This window comes from Flavobacterium sp. MR2016-29 (genome assembly GCF_015350695.1).
GTDB lineage: Bacteria > Bacteroidota > Bacteroidia > Flavobacteriales > Flavobacteriaceae > Flavobacterium.
The window spans coordinates 14,264-37,066 of record NZ_JADKPU010000005.1; the positions used below are offsets into that span (position 1 = coordinate 14,264).

At 33.6% G+C, this 22,803-nt stretch carries 17 protein-coding genes; 8 read left to right on the forward strand and 9 right to left on the reverse strand.

From position 1 onward, the window contains the following. Positions 1–26: 26 nt before the first annotated feature. The 4 genes from IR010_RS12470 to IR010_RS12485 form a co-directional block, all read right to left on the reverse strand. The gene (locus IR010_RS12470) at positions 27–1,274 is read right to left on the reverse strand and encodes an MFS transporter (RefSeq protein ID WP_194569816.1); all 1,248 of its coding nucleotides are present in this window, start codon (positions 1,272–1,274) and stop codon (positions 27–29) included. A 19-nt stretch (positions 1,275–1,293) separates the two neighbouring features. Next, a complete protein-coding gene (locus tag IR010_RS12475) occupies positions 1,294–1,521 on the reverse strand; it encodes a hypothetical protein (RefSeq protein WP_029272889.1) in 228 nt (75 codons plus the stop codon). Between the two features lie 6 nt (positions 1,522–1,527). Then, positions 1,528–2,124, reverse strand: a complete 597-nt coding sequence (locus IR010_RS12480; protein WP_194604261.1) for a TetR/AcrR family transcriptional regulator — start codon at positions 2,122–2,124, stop codon at positions 1,528–1,530. Between the two features lie 180 nt (positions 2,125–2,304). Next, complete coding sequence (locus IR010_RS12485) at positions 2,305–2,544, reverse strand: hypothetical protein (protein ID WP_194604264.1); 240 nt, start codon at positions 2,542–2,544, stop codon at positions 2,305–2,307. A 167-nt stretch (positions 2,545–2,711) separates the two neighbouring features. Between IR010_RS12485 and IR010_RS12490 the strand changes: the two genes are divergently transcribed. Continuing rightward, positions 2,712–5,987, forward strand: a complete 3,276-nt coding sequence (locus tag IR010_RS12490; RefSeq protein WP_194604267.1) for a CheR family methyltransferase — start codon at positions 2,712–2,714, stop codon at positions 5,985–5,987. Between the two features lie 49 nt (positions 5,988–6,036). Here the strand turns inward: IR010_RS12490 and IR010_RS12495 are convergent, their stop codons facing one another. Continuing rightward, complete coding sequence (locus IR010_RS12495) at positions 6,037–6,489, reverse strand: response regulator (protein WP_194569824.1); 453 nt, start codon at positions 6,487–6,489, stop codon at positions 6,037–6,039. 357 nt (positions 6,490–6,846) lie between these two features. Here IR010_RS12495 and IR010_RS20240 point away from each other — a divergent pair, with 357 nt between their 5' ends. The 5 genes from IR010_RS20240 (at position 6,847) to ligD (ending at position 10,892) form a co-directional block, all read left to right on the forward strand. Further along, positions 6,847–6,981, forward strand: coding sequence for a hypothetical protein (locus tag IR010_RS20240; protein ID WP_255526354.1), 135 nt, complete (start codon positions 6,847–6,849; stop codon positions 6,979–6,981). Positions 6,982–7,001: 20 nt separating this feature from the next. After that, positions 7,002–7,472 carry a hypothetical protein gene (locus IR010_RS12500; RefSeq protein ID WP_194604269.1) on the forward strand — a complete coding sequence of 157 codons (471 nt, stop codon included), beginning with the start codon at positions 7,002–7,004 and terminating at the stop codon, positions 7,470–7,472. A gap of 24 nt (positions 7,473–7,496) precedes the next feature. After that, positions 7,497–7,796: a hypothetical protein gene (locus IR010_RS12505; RefSeq protein ID WP_194569829.1), complete on the forward strand. Its 300-nt coding sequence runs from the start codon at positions 7,497–7,499 to the stop codon at positions 7,794–7,796. A 77-nt stretch (positions 7,797–7,873) separates the two neighbouring features. After that, positions 7,874–8,344 (forward strand): hypothetical protein, encoded by a 471-nt coding sequence (locus IR010_RS12510; protein ID WP_228515158.1) that lies wholly within the window; start codon positions 7,874–7,876, stop codon positions 8,342–8,344. Between the two features lie 4 nt (positions 8,345–8,348). Beyond that, entirely contained in the window at positions 8,349–10,892 is a 2,544-nt protein-coding gene (gene ligD, locus IR010_RS12515; RefSeq protein ID WP_194604272.1) for a DNA ligase D, read from the forward strand. Here the strand turns inward: ligD and IR010_RS12520 are convergent. Then, entirely contained in the window at positions 10,889–11,668 is a 780-nt protein-coding gene (locus IR010_RS12520) for a Ku protein (protein WP_029272880.1), read from the reverse strand. The two genes, ligD and IR010_RS12520, sit on opposite strands and share 4 nt — an antisense overlap. A gap of 94 nt (positions 11,669–11,762) precedes the next feature. Further along, complete coding sequence (locus IR010_RS12525) at positions 11,763–13,361, reverse strand: family 43 glycosylhydrolase (RefSeq protein ID WP_194604275.1); 1,599 nt, start codon at positions 13,359–13,361, stop codon at positions 11,763–11,765. Positions 13,362–13,801: 440 nt separating this feature from the next. Between IR010_RS12525 and IR010_RS12530 the strand changes: the two genes are divergently transcribed. Further along, on the forward strand, positions 13,802–14,248 hold the full coding sequence (locus IR010_RS12530; protein ID WP_194569834.1) for a response regulator: 447 nt from the start codon (positions 13,802–13,804) through the stop codon (positions 14,246–14,248). A 12-nt stretch (positions 14,249–14,260) separates the two neighbouring features. Then, a complete protein-coding gene (locus IR010_RS12535) occupies positions 14,261–18,667 on the forward strand; it encodes a PAS domain S-box protein (RefSeq protein ID WP_194604278.1) in 4,407 nt (1,468 codons plus the stop codon). Between the two features lie 73 nt (positions 18,668–18,740). Here the strand turns inward: IR010_RS12535 and IR010_RS12540 are convergent, their stop codons facing one another. Both IR010_RS12540 and IR010_RS12545 read right to left on the reverse strand, forming a co-directional pair. Continuing rightward, positions 18,741–20,657, reverse strand: a complete 1,917-nt coding sequence (locus tag IR010_RS12540; protein WP_194604281.1) for a sialate O-acetylesterase — start codon at positions 20,655–20,657, stop codon at positions 18,741–18,743. A gap of 216 nt (positions 20,658–20,873) precedes the next feature. Then, positions 20,874–22,793, reverse strand: a complete 1,920-nt coding sequence (locus tag IR010_RS12545; RefSeq protein WP_228515159.1) for a RagB/SusD family nutrient uptake outer membrane protein — start codon at positions 22,791–22,793, stop codon at positions 20,874–20,876. Positions 22,794–22,803 lie beyond the last annotated feature (10 nt).

Genomic DNA, 22,803 nt, shown 5'->3' on the forward strand with positions numbered 1-22,803 from the left:
CTTTTTTAAAAAGTCAGCTATTTATATTAAACCTTTAATGCTTTCTCTCTCGACTTTGCTAATTGATTTACTCTCCACATTAGCAATACTGTTGAAAACGTAACAACTGCAATTACATAGCCCAAAATATCATAATTTTCTAATGGTGAAGTTTTGGTTTCCTGATGCACAATAAAACCTGCACAAACTGCTGCAATTCCGCCTGCAATTTGTTGTAGTGAGGATGTTATAGACATATACGCACCACGGTCTTTCATTTCTGGAATTGCTGTATTTAATGTTGTTGCTGGAATCATTCGGCTCATGATTCCCATAAATAAAATCATGTTGATCACTACGATTTCCCATAATGGGATTGGGTCAAGATTGGTATAAATTAAAATCATGACAATCGAGATTACAGACCCAGCAGCAAACAGCTTAAACTTGCTGATTTTATCACTCAATTTCCCGACCAAAGGCATGATAAAAAGTACTGAAAGTCCAGTAAAGAAAAATACCATTGGTAATTGTAAATGACTAATATGAATATTATTTACCAAAAACGCACTTCCGAAAGGCTGCAGCATAAAGCCTCCAACTGAAAGAAAAGCAATTGCTGTAAAACCAACTTGATAATGTTTATTGCTCAAAGTATGCCAAAGATGCAAAAACGGACTTTTATCTGACTGTAATTCTAAGTGTTTTGTAATAGGCTGTAATTGTGTAATAATCGCAACAAGAATTAACAATCCTAAAACGGCAATCATGATAAAAGCAGAATGCCATCCCCAATTATTTGCAAAATATAATCCAACAGGAATTCCTAGAATCTGGCTCGTTGCAAATGCCATTTGTATAAAACCCATTACGCGTCCTCTTTGATGAATTACAAATAAATCGGTTACAATTGCTAGGGAAACTGAGCCAATTACACCGCCAAAAAGACCTGTAACGATTCGTGCCAAAAGCAGCATGATATAACTTGTTGAAAGTGCGCAAAAAACAGTTCCGATAATAAATCCTGTATAAAAGAATATCAAAAGTTTTTTTCTGTCAAATTTATCGGCAAAACCTGCAGCTAATAATCCCGAAATTCCTGCACTAAATGCGTAGGCAGAAACTGCAAAACCAAAGTTTGAAGTGGTCATATCTAATGTTTTCATCAAAATATCTCCAAGTGGAGAAATAACCATAAAGTCAAGTATAACAGTAAATTGCAAAAGTGCCAGTATGGCAATAATTATTTTTTGATGTGAAGTGAAAGCAGGACTTTCTATTGTAGTTTTTTCCATTTTTTAATGTAATTTTTGCTTAGGATAATTCTTGGCACTCATGGCCTATTTTATTAATTAAAGTGATAATCTCTTCTGGTGTAAGTGTTTCAGAAACAACGCGAAGTACGCAGTCAATATCTTCACAGTCAATACTCCATTCTTGTATTTCTGAATGATTATCTAGTATTTGGCGTATAGCACAATTTGGAGTTATTTCTCCAATATCGGTTTTAAAAATGTGTATTGTATTTAAATTTGTTTCCATAATTTTTCATGGTTTTAACCCTTTTACGGTAGCTTGAAAAGCCTCTTTCATAATTTCTTTAGTAAGCTTGAAAGGTCTTCCTCCCATGCTTTTTCCTTCTCTATGTAAATTTAATAGTGTGTATAAAGGTCCGTAGGCAACACACCAAAAAGCCTCAAATGTCATCGGAATTAGCTGTTTAGTCAGCTGTGCATTTTCAACAAATTGCGTCATAATAGCTCTGAAATCTGAGAATTCTTTAATAGAATCTAATATAGCTTCGCCGTGAGGAGAATGTTTGATGATTTCAAAAAATGCAACTTCTTTAGGATATTTCATGGCAAAGTCGGCGCGGTTTTCCCACTGTTTCCATAATCCTTCCTCAAATGACATTTCTGGCGAAAAGTTTTTAATCGTATTAGTAAAAAACTTTAAAGCCATAGTGGCACCTATTTTTTGTATTAAATCATCCTTGTCTTTGTAATAAATATAAAGTGTAGCCACCGAAATCGAACAGGCTTTTGCGAGCTTATTCATGCTGAAACCCTGAAAGCCTTCCTGCACGATTTGATCGATCGCCATTTCGATTACCAATTTTTCTTTATCTACATCTCTTATTCTCATTTGAGCTATTTTTAAGCAAAGATAAAATAATAAATGAATGAACGTTCTTTTATTATTATTTTTTTTCTGAACTAATGTCAAACTAAAATAGTCACCACTTCTAAAAAATTTATTTTAAAATAGGATATAAAAAAAACCTGTAAAAACAGGTTTTAGAATAAAATTTGTATGGATACAGATTTAAAGTGGCGGAATAGAGTCTTTACGCATTTTTTTGGTTTTACCAGCCGTAGTATGTTTTTTCGCCGGATTTGTTTTTGTAGAATCTGTTTTATAAGTTGATTTCTTTTCAACTTTAGATTTAGTAGTACGATTAATAATCGTATCTTGTTTAGATTTTGGTTTTTTAGTCGGAGTTTCCTGTGCAAAGGCAAACCCCATAAATCCCACCATTGCGATTGTTACAAGTAAATTTTTCATAATATTGATAATTAGATAGTTAACGATAATTTTATAGAGTAAATATTAAAAACACAACCATCAAAATTTTATAATATTTACTATCATTTTTTATATATTTTCCATTACAAAAAACCTTTTTTTAATACTAAAAGACTTCTTATCTTTGATTTAAATATTATCTCTCCATGAAACTTCCTGAAAATAAAGATCCTAATAAAACAAAACAGGATTTTCCCGTTGTGGGTATTGGTGCCTCTGCAGGAGGACTAGATGCATTCAAAAAAATACTTAAAGCGATACCTGTTGATTCAGGAATGGCTTATGTACTGGTACAGCATTTATCGCCTGATCATCCAAGTAATTTAGCAGAAATTTTGGCACAGAGCACTGAGATTCCTGTTCATGAAATCATAAATGATATTAATCTTGCGCCAAATCATATCTACATTATACCAGAGAACAATAACTTAATTGCTGAGGATGGCGTATTAAAACTGCATGTAAGAACTCGAAATGAGAAAAAAAATGCTTGCATTGATATCTTCTTTGAGTCTTTAGCAAAAGTTCACGAAAGTTTTGCTATTGGGGTCATTTTATCTGGAACCGCTTTTGACGGAACTTTTGGATTAAAGAAAATTAAAGAATTTGGAGGAGTAACTATTGCGCAGGACCCAGAAACAGCTGCATTTAAAGGAATGCCACAAAGCGCGATCGATGCTGACGTGGTCGATTATGTACTTGCGCCTGAACTGATTCCAGAACGATTAGTTCAGATTCAAAAAAGTTATACGGCTAATCATGCTTATAATGAAATAGATACAATTCCGAAAAATGAAGAAGAAACACTAAATCAAATTATCAATCTTATTTTCTTAAGAACGGGAAATGATTTTAGCCATTATAAACAGCCTACAATAAGAAGACGTATTGCCAGAAGAATGGTAATCACGCGGAAAGAAAGTTTACAGGAATATTTTTATTTACTTAGAAATGACAAAACAGAACAGGATATTCTTTTTAATGATTTCCTTATTCCGGTTACCTATTTCTTTAGAGACAGTAAATTTTTTGAAACGCTGCCAAGTACTATTTTTCCGCAATTGATTCAAAATACTACAAACAACAATTTACGTATTTGGATTGCCGGATGTGCGACTGGTGAAGAAGCTTATTCTCTTGCCATAAGCATTCATGAATTTCTTGTTGAAAAAAACAACAAGGATATAAAAGTTCAGATTTTTGCATCTGATATTTCCGAAAAATGCATTACCAAGGCACGAACTGCCATTTATTCAGCACAGGACGTACAGCACGTTTCGCAGGCCAGGCTTCAAAATTATTTTACAAAACGTGATGGAAATTATCACATCAATAAAGTAATACGTGATATGTGCATTTTTGCCGTTCATAACTTTATTAAGGACCCGCCTTTTGCCCGAATTGATTTGGTTTCTTGTAGAAATGTACTGATTTATTTTGATCCTTTTTTGCAAAAAAAAGTATTGAGTTCTTTTCATTATTCTCTGAAAGAAAAAGGAATTTTATTTCTAGGAAAATCTGAAACCACAACCAATGCGCAAAATTTATTTGAGCCAACTGGCAGAAACGAAAAAATATATATCCGGAAATTTGCTCCTGTCCGCTATGTACCTGAGGCATTTAAGCCTGCAAATATGAGTACGCGTGATAAACCAGAATCAACTGAAAAAAGAAGTCTGCCTGAAGCAGATTTTAGAAAAATTGCTTCTGATATCTTATTTTTAAAATATACGCCGGCAAGTGTTATTATAAATGAACATCTTGAAATAGTTCATTTTCATGGAGATACAAGTTACTTTTTACTCCCTTCTCCAGGAAAACCAAATTTTAATGTGCTAAAAATGGCGCGCGAAGGTATCAGCTTTGAACTTCGAAATGCCATTTTGAAAATAAAAAAGGATAAAAAAAACGTAAAAAAGGAGAATGTAGTAGTTAAAGATCAGCCTTATATGGCCTCATTTGAAGTAGTTTCTATTCCAAATGATGATGAACATTTTATGATTCTTTTTTATAAAAAACCGCTTCCTGAATTTGATGACAGCAAAATAAAAAGAAAAACTTCAGATCAGCAGCGAATACTTGAACTGGAAAATGAATTATTGCAGCTTCGCGAAGATATTAAGCGCGTAACAGAAGAGCAGCAGACTGCATTTGAAGAATTGCAGACTACAAATGAAGAATTATTGAGCAGCAGTGAAGAAATGCAGGCAATGAACGAAGAATTAGAAACTTCGACCGAAGAACTTCAGTCTAACAATGAGGAATTAATGTGTGTTAATGACGAATTAATGGATCGTCAGGAGCAATTGATTTCGATGCGAAATTATTCTGAATCTATTTTTAAAACGATTCGTGAACCTTTATTGATCATCGATAGAGACTTTTTCGTTAAAAGTGCTAATCCTTCTTTTTATAAATATTTTCAAACCACAGAAAAAGAAACTGAAGGATATTCATTCTTTGAAATTGGTGATTGCCAATGGAATATTCCGGACTTCAAAGATCTTATCTTTAAAATGTTAGGAGATGAAACGTCTATTGAAGATTTTCAGGTTCATACAATATGCAAAGGCATTGGAAAAAAGATCATGATGGTAAATGCAAGGCGAATTTTAAATGCTAAACCAGCGGGGATGATTCTTGTTGCCTTAGAAGATATTACTGAAGTTGTTGCAGCTAATGAACAGCTCAACATCAAAAATTTGCAATTGCAAAGTTATAATGAGCAGCTCGAAAGATTCACTTCTGCTGCAAGTTATGATTTGCAGGAACCGCTTCGCAAAATTCATATGTTTTGCCAGCGAATTATAGACAATGAGCAAAACTTGTCAGAAACAAGCAAACACAATCTTGAACGAATGTTATTTGCTGCCAGTAATATGAGTCAGTTAATTGCAGATCTTATTGATTATTCCCGAATAAATTTTGTAGAAAAAGAATTTAAAAAAACAGATTTAAATGTTCTTTTAAAGAAAATAATTGCAGATCTTAAAGATAATATTTTAGAAAAAAATGCCTCAATTACGATCTCACCGCTTCCGCAGCTAAATGTTATATCATATCAAATTCAACAGCTTTTTTCTAATTTGATTCTGAATGCTATTAAATATACAAAAGAAGGCGTAATACCAGAAATCAAAATCGAAAACGAGAATCCTTCAACAGAAGAAATACTTGAGATTGGCGGCAATAAAGACATTAGTTATATTAAAATTTCTATAACTGATAATGGTATTGGTTTTGAGCAAGAATTTGAATCTAAGATTTTTGAGCCTTTTTACAGATTACACAGTGCCCAATATCATGGCAGTGGACTGGGTCTGACATTGGTCAAAAAAATTGTATCCAACCATCACGGATTCATTGCAGTAAGAAGTAAAATAAATCAAGGAACAGTATTCAATATCTACTTGCCACTATAAGATAATAATTAAAAAAAGAGATACTTAAAAACGGGTACCTCTTTTTTTATTAATTATCTAGAGAAGCTTTTATCTGTTTTTTATTAAGCTGTGTAATTGTTTTCGACTCTAACCAATATTCTATAATTGTTTTTATGATCTGCTTAAATTTAGTATAATCATACGGTTTAATAAAATAGCTTTGAGTAGGAATCGAATACGGATCTATTACAAAACTTTGCTCAAAAAATGTTGTAAAAAACAGATACGGGCAATTAAATATTGTACCTACATTATCAAGTGTTGTCTCTATAATTTTATTATTCATAACATTCAATAAAACGATATCTGCAAATACAAGAAACGGTTTAATTTTATGTCGAAGTAAATAAGTACAAGCAGTATCAACATTATTAAAATATATAGTCTGATTCGGATAGTTCAATTCAGAAAAAACTTCTATAAATAATTTTCGATCTTCTTGCTTGTTTTCTATTACTACAATGGGTCCTTTTTTATTCATAATCGGTAAATTAAATTTATAAATTACGCTTTGACAAAATCAAAGTGGTGTCTTTTCTATAGAATTCTTTATTCAAATGCTATAACAAGGCATTACAAATATTTTAAAAATTGCTCTAAAAAAACTTACAAAATCATTCTTCCAGATTATATAATTTTCATTCTAGAGTAAATATTTGCGTTTATATTTCAAAAAAATCCTCCTAAACCACTGAAAATTATGCAACTACTAAATTTAATTCTATAAACAAATATTAATGTTTCAAATTAATTTTGATATATACCATAATCAGTTGAGCTTAAATGAATTAAAAGTCACTGATAACCTCATTATTATATTAATTTAAATAAAAGTATTATGAACACTTCAAGTCAAAAAAACAGCGGCACTACTAGTGCTAAAACAGCATCTAAAAAATCTGATGCTAAGGAAACTGCTTCAAAAAGCACTTCAAAAACTGCCGACAAAAAGTCGACAACAACTAAAAAATAAGAATCTTTAAATCATTTCATATGATAACAGGAAACAACCAAAATTACGGTCGGGATGACCGTAATTTTCATCATCCGGAAGATGACATTCGCAATAAACCTTCAAATGATAAAGAAAGTTATGTTGATCATTATCAGCAAGAACATGGAGGACCAGATTATGATGATGAAGAAATTGTAAATCAGGACGATGATATAATCAACAATGAAGACGATGATTTGGATCGTGAATTTTCTGATGCCATAGATAGAGATGACGAGGATGATGAAGACAATGACTTACTGGATAATCTTGATGAAGATCTAGACGAAGAAGATGATGATCTTGATGAAGATGATATCGACGATGATCTGGAAGAAGATTATGATGAAAATGATCGCGATATAAATGATGCTCCTGATAATTTTAAATTAGATGAATTAGATCAGGAATATGACATTGATCAGGATCTTGAAGAGACAGATCCTGTTAATCATCCTAGAGAATTTTAAGAGATATAAACTAAATTTTAAATTATGGAAAATATTTTTAATCCACAAACCCGCGAAAATTTAGGATACTATGCGGAGAAAGAAATTACACCAATATCGGCAAATAAAATTTTGTGTTATGCTGCCGGTTCGTTTTTGGTGGGGAAAACGCTAAAAGCAGCAGGTAAACGTTCTGCTGGATCTTTTATAGGAAAATTGGTATTGCCATTGCTGGCACTAGGGTTCTACAGAAAATTAACTGATACTTCTGAATCAAAACTGAAACAGAACGAAGAAGAAAACAAAGAACAGCAAATAAACCAATATGACAGCAACGAATTGTAACTGATGTACTTCATATATCATTTGAATATGAAGTACATTATTTTTCCAATTAGCCTTCATTTCTAAATGACCAAAAAATGCATATAGACTTTTACACTTTCTTGCAGCTATTAATAGTTTCAATAACAGCAACGTCAACGATGACATTGTTTAGTTATGCCGTATCGAAAAATTTTAGGGAATTGTATAAAGAACCTGTTTTGCTATCACTAGTTCTTTCAAAATTAAAATTAGAAACAGCACCTAAAACAGAAAATGTCTTAGGCTGGATCCTGCATTATATTATAGGTTTTCTTTTTGTATTGGCATATCATTTTTTATGGTCGCACAATATTTTGCCAGTTTCTATTTTGAGTGCTCTTTTACTGGGTTCGATCAGCGGTATAATTGGCATTTTAGGCTGGATGCTTATTTTTAAATTAAGCAATCATAAACCTGCTATCGATTTTAAGGGATATTATATACAATTATTTTTGGCTCACGTGATCTTTGGCCTAACCGCTACTGCCGTTTACGCCCTTTCTTTAACCACTTTAATATTAGCATAAACATATGTCACTTTCTAAATACAATCAGAAAAGAGATTTTAAACAAACTCTCGAACCGAAGGGCAAGATTGGAAAATCGGCTCATGAATTAATCTTTGTGGTGCAAAAACACGCTGCCTCACATTTGCATTATGATTTTAGATTAGAGATGAATGGCGTGCTGAAAAGCTGGGCAGTACCTAAGGGTCCATCACTAGATCCAGACATGAAACGTTTGGCAATGATGGTTGAAGATCATCCTTACAGTTATAAAGATTTTGAAGGCACGATTCCTGAAGGAAATTATGGTGCCGGAAATGTTATTGTTTGGGATAATGGAACATATCTCCCAGACGAACCAACAGAACATCCTGAAAAAAAATTACTGGCCGATCTTAAAAAAGGCCATTTGAGTTTTATTCTGAAAGGAGAAAAACTGAAAGGAGAATTTTCATTGGTTAAACTAAAAGGCAAACAGGAAAATGCTTGGCTTTTAATTAAAAAAAATGATAAGCATGCTTCTGATACTGATATTTTGGCGAAAGATAAATCGGTTTTATCTAAAAGATCTTTAGACGAATTAGGCGAAAAAAAGAAAAAAACTGCTATAACCAAAGAAAAAAAGACTGTAAAAAAAAACAGTGAACCGATACAGCAAGCTTCATTTATAAAACCAATGCTGGCTACTATTAAAGAAGAAGCTTTTGACGATGAAGATTGGGTATTTGAAAACAAATATGATGGTTATAGAACCATTGCCGTTATAAATCCGCCTGAAGTTGAATTATACAGCCGAAATGAAATTTCCTTCAACAAAAATTTTAAGCCTATCGCAGAAGAACTACAAAAAATGGATCATATTGCAGTTTTAGATGGCGAAATTGTGGTTGAAGATGAAAATGGAAAAGCCAATTTTCAACTCCTTCAAAATTATCTAAAAACGGGTATCGGCAATTTAAAATATTACGTTTTTGATCTTTTAAATTTAGATGGAAATCTAGTTACTGATTTGCCTTTGCTTGATCGAAAAGAATTGTTAAAAATTTTATTTAATAAATATGACTTTAATGCTATTTTCTTCTCTGAGCATATTCTAGAAAAAGGAATTAACCAATTTGCTCTTTCAATAAAAAATAAAGATGAAGGTATAATTGCAAAAAAAGCAAACAGTACTTATTTGCCTAATAAAAGAAGCAACGATTGGCTTAAAATAAAAACTTCAAATCAGGAAGAAGCTATTATTATTGGAATAACGGAACCCAAAAAATCCCGCAACTATTTTGGCGCTATTTTACTCGGACAATATTATGGAAAAAGGCTTCAATTTATTGGAAAATGCGGTACAGGATTTTCAGAATCAACCTTAAAAGAACTTTATACTAAATTTGAGCCTTACTTTGTTAGCGAATCACCGCTCAGCGAAAAAATTGCATTACGAGATAAAATTCAATGGTTAAAACCAAAATTTGTCTGCCAGGTAAAATTTTCAGAATGGACACAAGATAAAAACTTAAGACATCCTGTATTTCTTGGCTTAAGAGTAGACAAAAAACCAGCAGAGGTTTTTTTACCCTCTAACATTAAAAATCCAGTTGAATTAAAAGATGAAAAAATGGAGGATTCAAAAAAAAACAAAACAGAGAATGATTACGATTTGAATGTTGGAAAACGAGTGCTTCATCTGACCAATCAAAACAAAATATATTACCCAAAAGACGGCATTACTAAAGGAGATATTGTACAATATTATAATGAAGTGGCGCCTCTTATCCTGCCGTATCTTAAAAATCGTCCGGAATCAATGAATCGTTTTCCAAATGGAATTGACGGTCCAAGCTTTTATCAAAAAGATGTTGATATTGAAAAAACACCGTCTTGGCTAAAAACCAAAAAATTATTCTCAGAGTCTAATGATGCTGATGTAAATTATCTTATTTGCAACGACAAAGAAACATTGCTTTATATGGCAAATTTAGGCTGTATCGAAATGAATCCGTGGAATTCTACCATTCAGCACATTGATAATCCTGACTGGCTTGTAATCGATATAGATCCTGAAAAAGATGATTTTGAAGCTGTTGTCGAAACTGCTTTAACGGTAAAACAAGTTTTAGATGAATTAGAAACGGAATGTTTGTGCAAAACCTCAGGCGCTTCTGGACTTCATGTTTATATTCCGCTAGGTGCGCAATATGATTATGATTCTATAAAAATCCTAGGTGAATTATTGGCAACAGAAATTCAGTCCCGTCTGCCTGAAACCACTTCATTAGAACGAAGCATTAAAAAAAGAAATCACAAAATTTATATTGATTATCTGCAAAACAGAAAAGGCCAAACATTAGCTGCGCCTTACTCTGTGAGACCACGACCAGGCGCAACAGTTTCAACACCTTTAGAATGGAGTGAGGTAAACAACAAACTGCATCCTTCTCAATTCACCATAAAAAATGCAATGAACCGATTTGAGAAAAAAGGTGATTTATGGGCGCCAATTTTGTCAAAAGGAGCCAATATTAAAAAGATTATAAAAAAGCTAGAAGACAAGCAAAATGACCAAAAAGATTAAGAAGATTTTTTCTTTTTGGTTTCTAAACTTGCCTTAAGCATACTCATCAAGTCATCACTTTGTTTGTGTACAACTTCTAGTTTTGCTGGTTTTGAAGCTACTTTTCCTTTTGCTTTCTTTTTAATAATATCTAAAAGTTTGGCAGTATATTCATCTTTAAAACTGCTGATATCGAATTTCTCTGTCAGCTGTTCTATTAGTTTATCGGCCATATCCATTTCTTTTGTTGAAGTTTTAGAAACGGGCGGTAATTTTAACTCTGTTGTATCTCGTATTTCCTGTTCAAATCTAATTCGGTTTAAAACGATTACATTTTTATAAGGTTTTAAAATTGCAAGACTTTCTTTATTGCGCAAAACAAAACGCGTTACTCCTACTTTACCAGAAGCCTGAAGTGCATCGCGAAGCAAAGCATAAGCGTTCATTGCTCCTTTGTCAGGCTCAAGATAATACGGCTGCTCATAATAAATACTGTCAATTTCTTTTTCTGCTGCAAAACTCTCAATGTCTATAGTTTTGGTTTTGATGGCGTCTGCAGCTTCAAAATCAGAATCTTCTAAAATCACATATTTATCATCAATTTTGTAGCCTTTTACGATACTCGAAAAAGCAACTTCTTTGCCTGTACTTTCGTTCACGCGTTTGAATTTGATGTGTGCATGATCTTTTTCATCCAGCATATCCATATCGAGATTGCTCTCTTCGACCGCAGAAAATATTTTAATTGGAATATTAATTAACCCAAAACTTATCGATCCTGTCCATATTGCTCTCATAATTCCTTAATTTAAAATCAGCTTAAAATTAGAGCAATTTTACTTTTGAGATCTTACAGCAAAATCGGAATATTTTACAAAATAACGAGTCTTTTTAATTTTTAACCAGCGATATATCATCAAATAATGAATAAGCTTTTGCCTGACCATCAGCCAGAAAACCAACCTCAACCTTTCCTCCTTTTACAGCAATATTTTTAATTCTGATTGTTTTCCATTCGGAGTTTTCCTCCTTAACAGTGATTAGAAATTTTTTCCCATTGCTTATTCCGTACAGTTCTAAATTAGTAAATCCTTTACTGTTTTTTATTTTGGCGGTTAATGTGTAAGTTCCATCTTCAAGTTTTACATAAGGAGCAGAAGTTATAATTTGAAAAACTTTTCTTTTAAAATTAATTTTATCACTGATATTCAAACTTTTTTCGCCAATAACCGTTTTCCTTTCTATTTGAGTATTAAAATGATTTAAAACTGGAGAAGTTACAGTATCCTGACTTATTGCATTTCCTTCGATAATTTCTGTTGCCCAGCCTGTTAACTGAATTTGAACTGGTTTAACAGGACTCGGAATATGTCGTCTGTCTGCCTCAAAACTGCCATTTTTTACAAAATTATTTTCTTTGGCTGCTCTCCAATTTCCCGTTTTAGAATTCAGATTCCATGCACTTAATGAATTGAAATAAGGTGTTTTTTCTTCAAAAGAAATTGGGCACCATTGGTTGTATCCTAAACCGTTTCCGGCAAAATCAGCCCAGCGGTCGCCGCAATAAACAATCGTTTCCTGTTTGTTTCCTTTTACAGAAAAGAAAAAACCAGTCTGCGAAACATGTGCAAAATCTTCAGAAGCGCCATCTATAACCAGCATATTATTGGTTGGGAGATAAGGGCCTCTAATGTCATCAGCAACAAGATAATAAGCAAAAGAAGCATCCCAGCCGTATATGTTTGAAGCAAACATATAATACTTATTATTGTATTTAAACATGCAGTTTCCTTCTCTGCTTTCGCCTTTAAAAACTTCTGTACAATCTAACAAGTTTACTTTTCCTTCTTTCATGCCAATTTCAGAAACGTAGATTTTATTTCGTCCTTTTCCGTAGGAATAAATTAAATAGGATTTTCCGGTATCTTCATCAGTAAAAACGGTTTGATCTCCTGTATTGCTGGTTCCTATCATTTTCTCCATATTAATTTTCTGATGCCAAACAAAATCGCCTGTTGGCGAATCAGAAACTGTAATCAGTACTTCGCTTCCATGCTGTACAAACATGGCATATTTATTCATCTCTTTAATGTAACAAACGCCTAATCGCCCAACCCAGGTTTTTCCATATTGATTGACTTTGTCTTTAGTTAAAACATTTCCCTCAAATTTCCAGCTTTCTAAATCAGAAGAACTGTAACAAGTTACTGCTTCGAATGTATTTTTATCATGTGTTATAGACGGATCTGCACGATAAAGATCGGCTTCTAGATAATGCACGCCGTACCAATAATATTTTTGTTTGCCAGTAACTGGATCAGGAAATTTGAATATTCCACCGCCTTGGCTGTTAATCGGAAGTCCGTCTTTTGTATTCCAAAACACGTCGTTTTGAACAGAAAGTTCCTGTGCATATGTACTAGATATTCCGATCAGGAAAGTCAATGCTAAAACAGCAAAGCTCAAAGAATAACTTTTTTTTATTTCCATAATTCTCATTATTACATTAGATAAATCTGTAATAAAAGTATTTAATAACAATACAATTACCGTCATGCTGTATCCTGTTTACCACTTAATTGACAAAAAATGAATTTTTATATCCCAGAAATTTCACTACTACAAAATATAATTTGGAGCTCTTTTTTCAATAAATAAAAATTATTAGAAAAAATTCACCTTATAAAAAAGGAAAAATCCGACAAACTCATTTTTTCTTGAATTAAAAAATTAAACAAAACAAAAATGATTATCAAATTTGACTTTAAATCGTTAATTTTATTGAAATTTTATTAATTCTGGATAGTTAAATTAATATTATCTTAGCCGAAATAAAAACCGCTTTTCGATTCAAAATTTTACATTTAATAGTAACAAAATGAGATAATTGAATTGTAAAAAATCATATAAATAAAATTATTCTACAACAAATGAATCAACAACATTACAATCTTTTACTGGCAGACGATGATGAAGATGACTGCTCTTTTTTTAGAGAAGCGCTTGACGAATTATCTTTACCTGTAAGTCTTGTAACAGTTAATGACGGCGTACAGCTGATGGATTATTTAAAAGCTAATGCTCCAAATAATTTACCAGATATTCTTTTTCTTGATCTTAATATGCCACGAAAAAACGGTCATGAATGTTTAAAAGAAATCAAAGAAATTGATGATTTTCAAAATCTTGCAGTAATTATTTTTTCGACATCGCTAGATACTGAAATTGTTGATTTGATGTACTCTAAAGGAGCTACATATTATATTCGCAAACCTGGTGAATTTTCTAAATTAAAAAAAGTAATCGGAAATGCACTCGCCATCACCAAAGATCATTTGAAACAACCCGTAAGAGAGCATTTTGTTCTTCAACCTTAAAGCGTTTTTAGAATGAGCCCTATAAATAAGGAACATTATTTTCTAGCCGATGGAGGAGAAATGGGTGAATTAATACGATCGAAAGATTGGAGCAAAACATCTTTAGGCAATCCTGATACTTGGCCACAGAGTCTTTGTACAATGGTTTCTGTTATGCTCAACCATCCTTTTCCTATGTATATTGCTTGGGGAAAAGACTTCACGCAACTCTACAATGATGCATACAGACCAATTTTGGGCTCGACTAAACATCCTGATGCTTTAGGAAGAAGCGCAAAAGAGACATTTTCAGAAATTTGGGATACAGTGGCACCCATGTTAGATGAAGTTGCAAAAGGAAAAGCAGTTAGTTTTCCAGATTTCATGCTAGTCTTAAACAGAAACGGATTTGATGAAAAAACTTATTTCGATTTCTCTTACAGTCCGATTAAACAGGAAAATGGAGAAGTTGGCGGTGTTTTAGTCACCTTAATAGAAACTACCGAAAAGAAAAAAGCAACTGAAGCATTAAAAGAAAGCAATGCGCGATTTTTAAATAATATCATGCAGGCTCCTGTTGCTATGTGTGTTTTTAGAGGAAAAAATCATATTGTAGAAATGGCTAATGCTGAAATGCTGCAGTTATGGGGAACTAAAATCGAAAATGTAATTAATAAATCAATATTTGAAGGCTTGCCTGAAGCAAGAAATCAAGGCTTAGAAGATTTAATTAATACAGTTTATAATACGGGTGAAAGATTTGTTGCCAATGAAAGACCTGTACAGCTGTCTCGAAACGGAAACAAAGAAACTATTTATGTAAATTTTGTATATGAAGCTTTGAAAGAAGCTGACGGAAAAATTTCTGGCGTAGTAGCAATTGCGATTGAGGTAACGCAACAAGTTACAGCCCGCTCAAAAGTAGAAGAAAGCGAGCAAAAAATTAGACAATTAGTAGAGAATGCTCCTTTTCCGATAGCAGTATATGTTGGAAAAGAGATGACTATAGAGCTTGCTAATGATTCTATCATTAAAATATGGGGAAAAGGCAATAATGTCATAGGAAAATCTTTTAAAGAACTTCTTCCCGAACTTGACAATCAATTAGTGTTTGAACAGATTAATACCGTTCTTGAAACTGGAAAGTCTTTTCACACCAAAAATACTCCTCTAGATTTAACTGTTGACGGAAAGCTCCAGACTTTTTATTTTAATTATAGCTTAACGCCTCTTTTTGACATTCATGGAAATGTATATGCCGTAATGAATACCGGTGTTGACTTGACTGACCTTAATTTAGCAAAGAAAAAAATTGAGGAAAACGAGAATAACTTACGCAGTATGGTTTTGGAGTCTCCAATTGGAATATGCGTTCTGGATGCCCAAACATTAATTAGCGAAATTGTAAATGAAAGTTTTATTGAAGTTGCAGGAAAAAAATACGAAGAGATTGCAGGAAAACACTATTGGGATTCATTTGCAGAAGTAAAACCGTATTACGAAGAGGTACTTCAAAAAGTCGTTACTGACGGTGATCCTTTCTATGCCAATGAGGTTGAAATGAAACTCATTAGACATGGCAAAGAAGAAATTATATATGTAACTTTTGTTTATGCTCCTCTAAAAAATATGGAAGGAGAAGTTAAAAAAGTTGCCATTTGGGTTCTCGATAATACCCCGCAAGTAAGTGCCAGACGTAAAATTGAAGAAGCGGATAAACGCTTCAGAAATACTGTTAAGCAAGCTCCCGTTGGTATCACCATATTACGCGGCCCAAATTATATGGTCGAAATGGCAAATGAAGCTTATTTAAGACTGGTAGATCGAGAAGAAAAAACTTTTGTTGGCAGACCTTTATTTGAATCTTTGCCAGAGGTTAAAGAATCTGTAAATTCTTTATTAAAAGGCGTTTTCAAAACCGGAATTCCTTTTCATGGAAATGAATTAGCAATTCCTATAAAACGTTATGGAAAATTAGACAATTCATATTTTGACTTTCTTTACCATCCTCTAAAAGAAGAAGACGGCTCTATTTCTGGCATCATTGTAATTGTTACAGAAGTCAGCGAAAAAGTTGAAGCTAGAAAGAAAACAGAACAAAATGAGGAAAGGCTTAACATTATTGTCGAAGCCAGTGAATTGGGTACGTGGGAACTGCATGTAAAAACAATGTTATTTGACTATTCAGAAAGATATCTTGAGATTGTCACCGGCATTAAAGACCAGCCAAAATTAAAACATGAACAGCTTTTAAGTCATGTTCATCCTGATGATATGCCTGTTAGAGAAAAAGCGTTTAAAGATGCAATGACTTCAGGATATCTTCAATATGAAACCCGATTAATATGGGATGATCAATCTATTCATTGGGTAGAAGCAAAAGGAAAACTTTTTTATGATGAAGAAAACAATCCTGATAAACTATTAGGTACTATTAGAGATATTACCGATGAAAAAAATCATCAGCAGGAGCTTGAAGACAGCGAAAAAAGATTCCGCAGTCTGGTAATGGAATCTCCTGTACCAAAAGCTATTTTGAAGGGAAAAGATATGGTAATCGAAATTGCCAACGCTGCACTTTTAAAAAGTATCTGGAAAAAAAAGCAAAGTGATGTTGCTGGAAAAAAATTATTTGATATTTTCCCAGAACTCAAAAAACAAAAATATGCCCAACTTTTAGAGGAAGTTTATGCCACTGGAAACGTGCATTCTGAATCTGAATCTCTTTTACATATTGGCAAAGACGGCGAACAGCATAAAATTTATATTGATTTTGAATATGCGCCTTTACGGGAAGCAGATAATACCATTTCAGGAATAAAAGCAACTCTGATTGATGTAACTGAAAAAGTTGAAGCCCGAAAAAAAATAGAAGAAAGTGAAAAACGTTTTCGATCGTTGACGGAAAGTATTCCGCAATTGATTTGGGAAACTGATGAAAAAGGCAACGCCTTATTTGCTTCTGGAAAATGGTTTGAATATACCGGAATTCATCCTTCCGGAGAAACAGAGTGGAGAGCCATGATTCATCCTGATGATTATGAGGAAAATGTAAAAATTTGGACTCATAGCTTAAAAACCGGCGATTTATACAGATGCGATGTACGCGTTCGAAGAAAAGATGGCAACTACAGATGGCATGCTGTTATTGGAGAACCTGTTCTAAATAAAGACAATAAAATTATTAAATGGGTTGGAGCATTTACTGATATACATACTGAAAAAGCTTTTACACATGAGCTTGAGCAGCAAGTAACAGCAAGAACCCGAGAATTGAGCCTGATGAATGAATCGCTTCAAAAAAGTGAGGAGCGCTATCATTTAATGGTCGAAGAAGTTCAGGATTACGCGATTTTATATCTCAACCATGAAGGAATTATAGAAAACTGGAATTTAGGTGCCGAAAAGATAAAAGGATATAAAGCAGAAGAAATTGTTGGGAAAAACTTCTCTATATTTTATACAGAAGCAGATAAGAAAAACAATCTTCCTCAAAAACTATTGAACCTGGCGATAGAAAAAGGAAAAGCAAAACATGAAGGGTGGCGTGTTCGCAAAGATGGAACTTTATTGTGGGCAAGCATCGTGATTACTGCCATTCATAATAAGAAGAAACAAGTTATAGGTTTTTCTAAGGTAACACATGACCTGACAGAAAAAAAGAGAGCTGATGACAAACTAAAACTAAATGCTTTAGAACTTGAACAGAAAAATACGGAGCTTGAAAAAATGAATCAGGAACTGCAGTCTTTTGCTTATATTTCAAGTCATGATTTACAGGAACCTTTGCGAAAAATTCAAACTTTTGCAACACAAATTATAGAGCGGGAATCTGATAATTTATCAGATGTTGGAAAAGATAAGTTTCAAAGAATGCAAAATGCCGCACAGCGAATGCAGACTTTGATCAACGATTTATTAGCCTATTCCAGAACTAATATTCAAGAACGAACTTTTGAAAAAACAGATCTTGCTAAAATTGTCGCTGAAGTAGAAGATGATCTAAAAGAAGAAATAGAACAAAAAAATGCTAAGATTGAACGTATAGAAAACTGCGAAGCAACTATTATTCCATTTCAATTTAGACAGCTTTTATATAATTTAGTAAGCAATTCTCTAAAATTCTCTAATCCAGAAAACCCAATTGTAATCAAAATTGATTGCAAAATTGTAAAAGGAAAAGACATTGGCAATAAAAAATTAGATGATGAAACTAACTATTGCCATATTCAAATTGCAGACAACGGAATTGGTTTTGAGCAGCAATACAGTTCAAAAATCTTTGAAGTTTTTCAGCGTTTGCACGGAAAACTAGAATACACCGGAACCGGAATTGGACTTGCTATTGTCAAGAAAATTGTAGACAATCATAACGGCATTATTACCGCAAGCGGAGAACTCAATAAAGGTGCTACATTTGATATATACTTGCCGGTTTAACGATATAAATAAAAATAAAAAAGCAGGATTTCGACATTTGAAATCCTGCTTTTTAAATCTATATTTATTCTATTTAGTGTAAACTTGCTTCAAAAGGAGAGGCTGGCAAATCTTCTTTATTAAATAAATTTGCCTCAATCGGGTTATCTGCCCAAGCATATCTCACTTTAAAAGGCTGTGATACAGCATCACTCCACACTTTAATTTTATTGCCTTCAATTACAGCATTTGCCCAAACAAATTTTCCGTCTTTTTCTGCAATTTCAAAACCTCTTAAAAAAGCATTGTTTTTAGCAATTAACCCGCTTCCAACATCTGTAAAAGATAAAATCAATTGATTCCCTTTTTGTTCCATTTCTTTAAAAAGCGGTCCAGACGAAACAATATTTTTTTCTCCATAAGCGACTTTTCGAGCCTGCAAAGCCAATCTTTTCCCAACATCGTATTTGTTTAAAGGATGAATGTCATTCCACTCTCCTATATCAATTGTAACTGCCATTCCGGTATTTGGAACTGCTAAAATGTTTTTCTGCTGTTGTCTCAACGCAGCCCAATTGCTTTCCCCTGGTTCTGTTTTAGGATCCATAAAATTTGTAAGCTGTACAAATAAAAACGGAAAAGAACCTTGCTTCCATTCTGTTCGCCAATTATTAATTAATGTTTCCATCAAAGCTGCATATTCTGCTGGTTTTTTAGTACTCGATTCTCCCTGATACCAAAGCACGCCTTTTATTCCATAATTTTTTAATGGTGCAATCATCGAATTATATAATCCAACTGGTTTCCATCTAATGAAAGTCTGCGGAGGCAAAGGCAGCATTTTTGTGCCCAATTTATACTTCCAACTTCCTTTCAAATCAATTGAATCATTGTCTATAATTAATTGATAAGGTTTATCAGCAACAAAACCGCCTCTTCCTGTATTATTAATGACTCTTATTGCAATTTCGTTTTTCCCTTCTTTTAAAAACTTCGGATCGAACGCATATTTTCGTGGCGGATACATGTAAGATGTTGTTCCAACAAAATTTCCGTTTACATAAACTGAATCGGCGTCTACAATTCGGCCTAAAATAAGTTTTGCATTAGTTGCTTTTAGATTTGACAAATCAACTTCTTTTCTAAACCAAACTGCTCCATTAGTATTTCCTAATGCATTATCTGCCCAATAACCAGGAATATTCATTGTTGCCCAATCTGAATCTTCTAAATCAGGTTTAGACCAATGATTTTTTAATCCTTCATCTTGCTGGTTTACTGATTTGTACCAATCTGTATTAATTTTTCGGTCGTTTTCTTCAATTTGAGTTCCGAGTTTTCCGTCTTTGAATTTCTGATATTCAGCATCATATTCCGGAAATTTTTTAACAGCTTCAGCACTTATCCAGCACTCAGCAGGTGAACCGCCCAAAGCGCTGTTAATTAATCCAATCGGGATTTTATATTTCGCATAAATTTCACTTGCAAAAAAATAAGCAACGGCAGAAAAATTTAAAATATTCTGCGGATTTACAGAACGCCATTCTCCAGAAGATAAATCGACATTTTCTTTCGCAAAATCATATTGGTCAGGCACCAAAAATTGTCTGATGTTAGGATTATCAGCTTTTGCAATACTATCTTTGTATTTGTCTTTTACGCGTTCCATCGGAAGTTCCATATTAGACTGTCCAGAGCAAAGCCAGACATCTCCAAATAAAATATCTTTTAATGCAATCGTATTGCTTGCAGACAAAATCATTTCGTAAGGTCCGCCGGCTTTTTGAGCAGGCAATACAATCGTCCAGTTTCCATCTTGAGAAGACATAGTTTGAAATTTTTTCTTGTTGAAACTAATTTCGACTTTTTCGTTTGGACCAGCCCAACCCCAAATTTTAACTGGAATATCGCGCTGCAAAATCATTCCATCACTAATTAATCTCGGAAGTTTTATTTGAGAATAACTGCTTGCGCAAATAATCAAAGTGATAAAAATTAGTATTTTTTTCATTTATAAAATGGATTTGTTTTTTTCTTTTAATCTAAACGATATCAATCAGGCATTCTTAAGTTTTACAACAAAAAGCCGAAAGAAATAAACTCTCGGCTTTTATATAGAAACAAATTTATACTAAGTTATAAACTAATCCTGTAAAATAACACTTATAACTACTAACTAACCAAACTTGAATGTCCAGCAAAATTTGTTTCAATTATTTAATTCTTATTAATATCCAGGATTCTGATACGCTGCTTTTTCAGAAGCCGTCATGATCATAGCATCAAATTGTACTTGCGGAATCGGACGCAGATAATGATATGGTTTGATATCTCTAGCTACATTAATTGGTGTGTGGTTTCCGTATGCCGGACCACAAATTTGGTATGCGCTTGAAAGTTCAGTCCATTTTTGAGTACGAATTAAGTCATACCAACGATATCCTTCTCCATAATATTCACGAGAACGTTCTGCCAAAATATAATTAATATCAATAACTGCAGGTGTTGCGGCAGTCATAACAGCACTATTGTCAACCACTTTTGAAACATTTCCATTGTTGTCAAATCTCCATTTTCCGGCACGAGCGCGCAAAACGTTTACTAGTTCTCTAGCACTTTTTCCGCCTTGAGGCGCTGCTCCCATCACTACTGCCTCAGCCGCAATTAAATACAGCTCTGACAATTTTGCAATATTAAAAGGTCTTGTGCTCGCTCCGTTTGGAGAACCTAATCCGGTACCATTATCTGTGCGGTACGTTCCAAGTTTCCACAAACCAGGATATAAAATTCGGCTAATGCCACTTGGTGCAATAACAAAATCAGATCTTCCAGGCAATACTCCTGCTCCAACATTTCCATTTGTGGCATTATAGACAATAGACGGATCTTCATTATTTAAGAATGAAAGTATTGCACCTCCCGGAGCAACAGGCAGACTATTTGCATTATTTAAAGTTGGAGTTGTTATTCCTGCTTTGTTCCAGTTACCGCGATACACAGTTGTAAATGTGCCATCATATCGAGAATCATTCGTTTTGTCAGCAAATGTATTTACGATTGCGCCTATAGTTGGGCACATACGAATAAACGGTCTTCCTAAATGCTGTTCTGCTTCACGCTGCACAGAACTTACACCAGAACTTCTTATTACAGTATAGTTGGGAGTCATCATCCATACAGCAAAATTTTCAGGAGCTGCACCATTCGAAAATGTTAGGCTGCTGGCATTATAAAATTCACTTTTTTCAGTGTGGTCAGCGTATAATACAATTTCGCTGTTGCGGTCGTTGCTTCCTAAATGCACATCATAATAAGTTGGCTGTAGCGCAAATGAACCATGAGTATCAATTGCAGTTGCGGCTACATCATATGCTTTCTGAAAATACCAAGTTGCATCATGCCCGTCTGGGTCAACGCGTGTACTTTCTGGATAAGTTGGAATATTATTTGGGTTTTTTAACCACCATGCATAAGTCAAATAAGCTTTTGCCAAATAAAGCCTTGCTGCAGTTTTAGTTACACCGCCTTTTACTCTCCCAACGTCTGGCAAATCATTTACCGCTGTTATTAGATCAGGAAATATAGCTTTAGTATAAACTTGTGGCACAGTATTTCTAACAGAAAATCTTGATGGACTTGTGTTGAATTTAAGTTCTCCTGCGCCCAAATCTAACGGAACTCCGCCAAATGTTTGAACTAACAAGAAATAATCAAATGCGCGAAAGAATCTCGCTTCAGCAATCATTGCATTAGACACCGTTCCAATAGCTTCAGCATTTTCAATAATACCGCTTGCCGTGTTTATATTTATAAATGCAGGCTGCCACAAAGCATCAGTACGGCTCGAAGATGGCGTAATTGATCCTACTCCTGAAAGATCCATATCCTTAAAGTTCGCATCCGCACTTTGTGCATAGGTTACTTCATCGGTTCCTGTTTCGGTCGTATTGTAGTAGTAACCCTGTCCATAGATATAACGCAAGTGCGCATACATTGACGTTAATCCTCCAATAACTCCCTTTTCAGTTTTAAAATATTCAGGAGTGTAAATACTGCGTGGCTCTTCATCTAAAATATTAGAACATGCTCCCAGGAACAGCGTTATCATTGCTGTTGCCATAAAAGTTTTTATTTTTATAGGTTTCATCATTATCTTT

Bases quoted from the DNA above. Each gene is read 5' to 3' on its own strand.
- IR010_RS12470 (WP_194569816.1), bottom strand. From the start codon at position 1,274: ATGGAAAAAACTACAATAGAAAGTCCTGCTTTCACTTCACATCAAAAA.
- IR010_RS12475 (WP_029272889.1), bottom strand. From the start codon at position 1,521: ATGGAAACAAATTTAAATACAATACACATTTTTAAAACCGATATTGGA.
- IR010_RS12480 (WP_194604261.1), bottom strand. From the start codon at position 2,124: ATGAGAATAAGAGATGTAGATAAAGAAAAATTGGTAATCGAAATGGCG.
- IR010_RS12485 (WP_194604264.1), bottom strand. From the start codon at position 2,544: ATGAAAAATTTACTTGTAACAATCGCAATGGTGGGATTTATGGGGTTT.
- IR010_RS12490 (WP_194604267.1), top strand. From the start codon at position 2,712: ATGAAACTTCCTGAAAATAAAGATCCTAATAAAACAAAACAGGATTTT.
- IR010_RS12495 (WP_194569824.1), bottom strand. From the start codon at position 6,489: ATGAATAAAAAAGGACCCATTGTAGTAATAGAAAACAAGCAAGAAGAT.
- IR010_RS20240 (WP_255526354.1), top strand. From the start codon at position 6,847: ATGAACACTTCAAGTCAAAAAAACAGCGGCACTACTAGTGCTAAAACA.
- IR010_RS12500 (WP_194604269.1), top strand. From the start codon at position 7,002: ATGATAACAGGAAACAACCAAAATTACGGTCGGGATGACCGTAATTTT.
- IR010_RS12505 (WP_194569829.1), top strand. From the start codon at position 7,497: ATGGAAAATATTTTTAATCCACAAACCCGCGAAAATTTAGGATACTAT.
- IR010_RS12510 (WP_228515158.1), top strand. From the start codon at position 7,874: ATGCATATAGACTTTTACACTTTCTTGCAGCTATTAATAGTTTCAATA.
- ligD (WP_194604272.1), top strand. From the start codon at position 8,349: ATGTCACTTTCTAAATACAATCAGAAAAGAGATTTTAAACAAACTCTC.
- IR010_RS12520 (WP_029272880.1), bottom strand. From the start codon at position 11,668: ATGAGAGCAATATGGACAGGATCGATAAGTTTTGGGTTAATTAATATT.
- IR010_RS12525 (WP_194604275.1), bottom strand. From the start codon at position 13,361: ATGGAAATAAAAAAAAGTTATTCTTTGAGCTTTGCTGTTTTAGCATTG.
- IR010_RS12530 (WP_194569834.1), top strand. From the start codon at position 13,802: ATGAATCAACAACATTACAATCTTTTACTGGCAGACGATGATGAAGAT.
- IR010_RS12535 (WP_194604278.1), top strand. From the start codon at position 14,261: ATGAGCCCTATAAATAAGGAACATTATTTTCTAGCCGATGGAGGAGAA.
- IR010_RS12540 (WP_194604281.1), bottom strand. From the start codon at position 20,657: ATGAAAAAAATACTAATTTTTATCACTTTGATTATTTGCGCAAGCAGT.
- IR010_RS12545 (WP_228515159.1), bottom strand. From the start codon at position 22,793: ATGAAACCTATAAAAATAAAAACTTTTATGGCAACAGCAATGATAACG.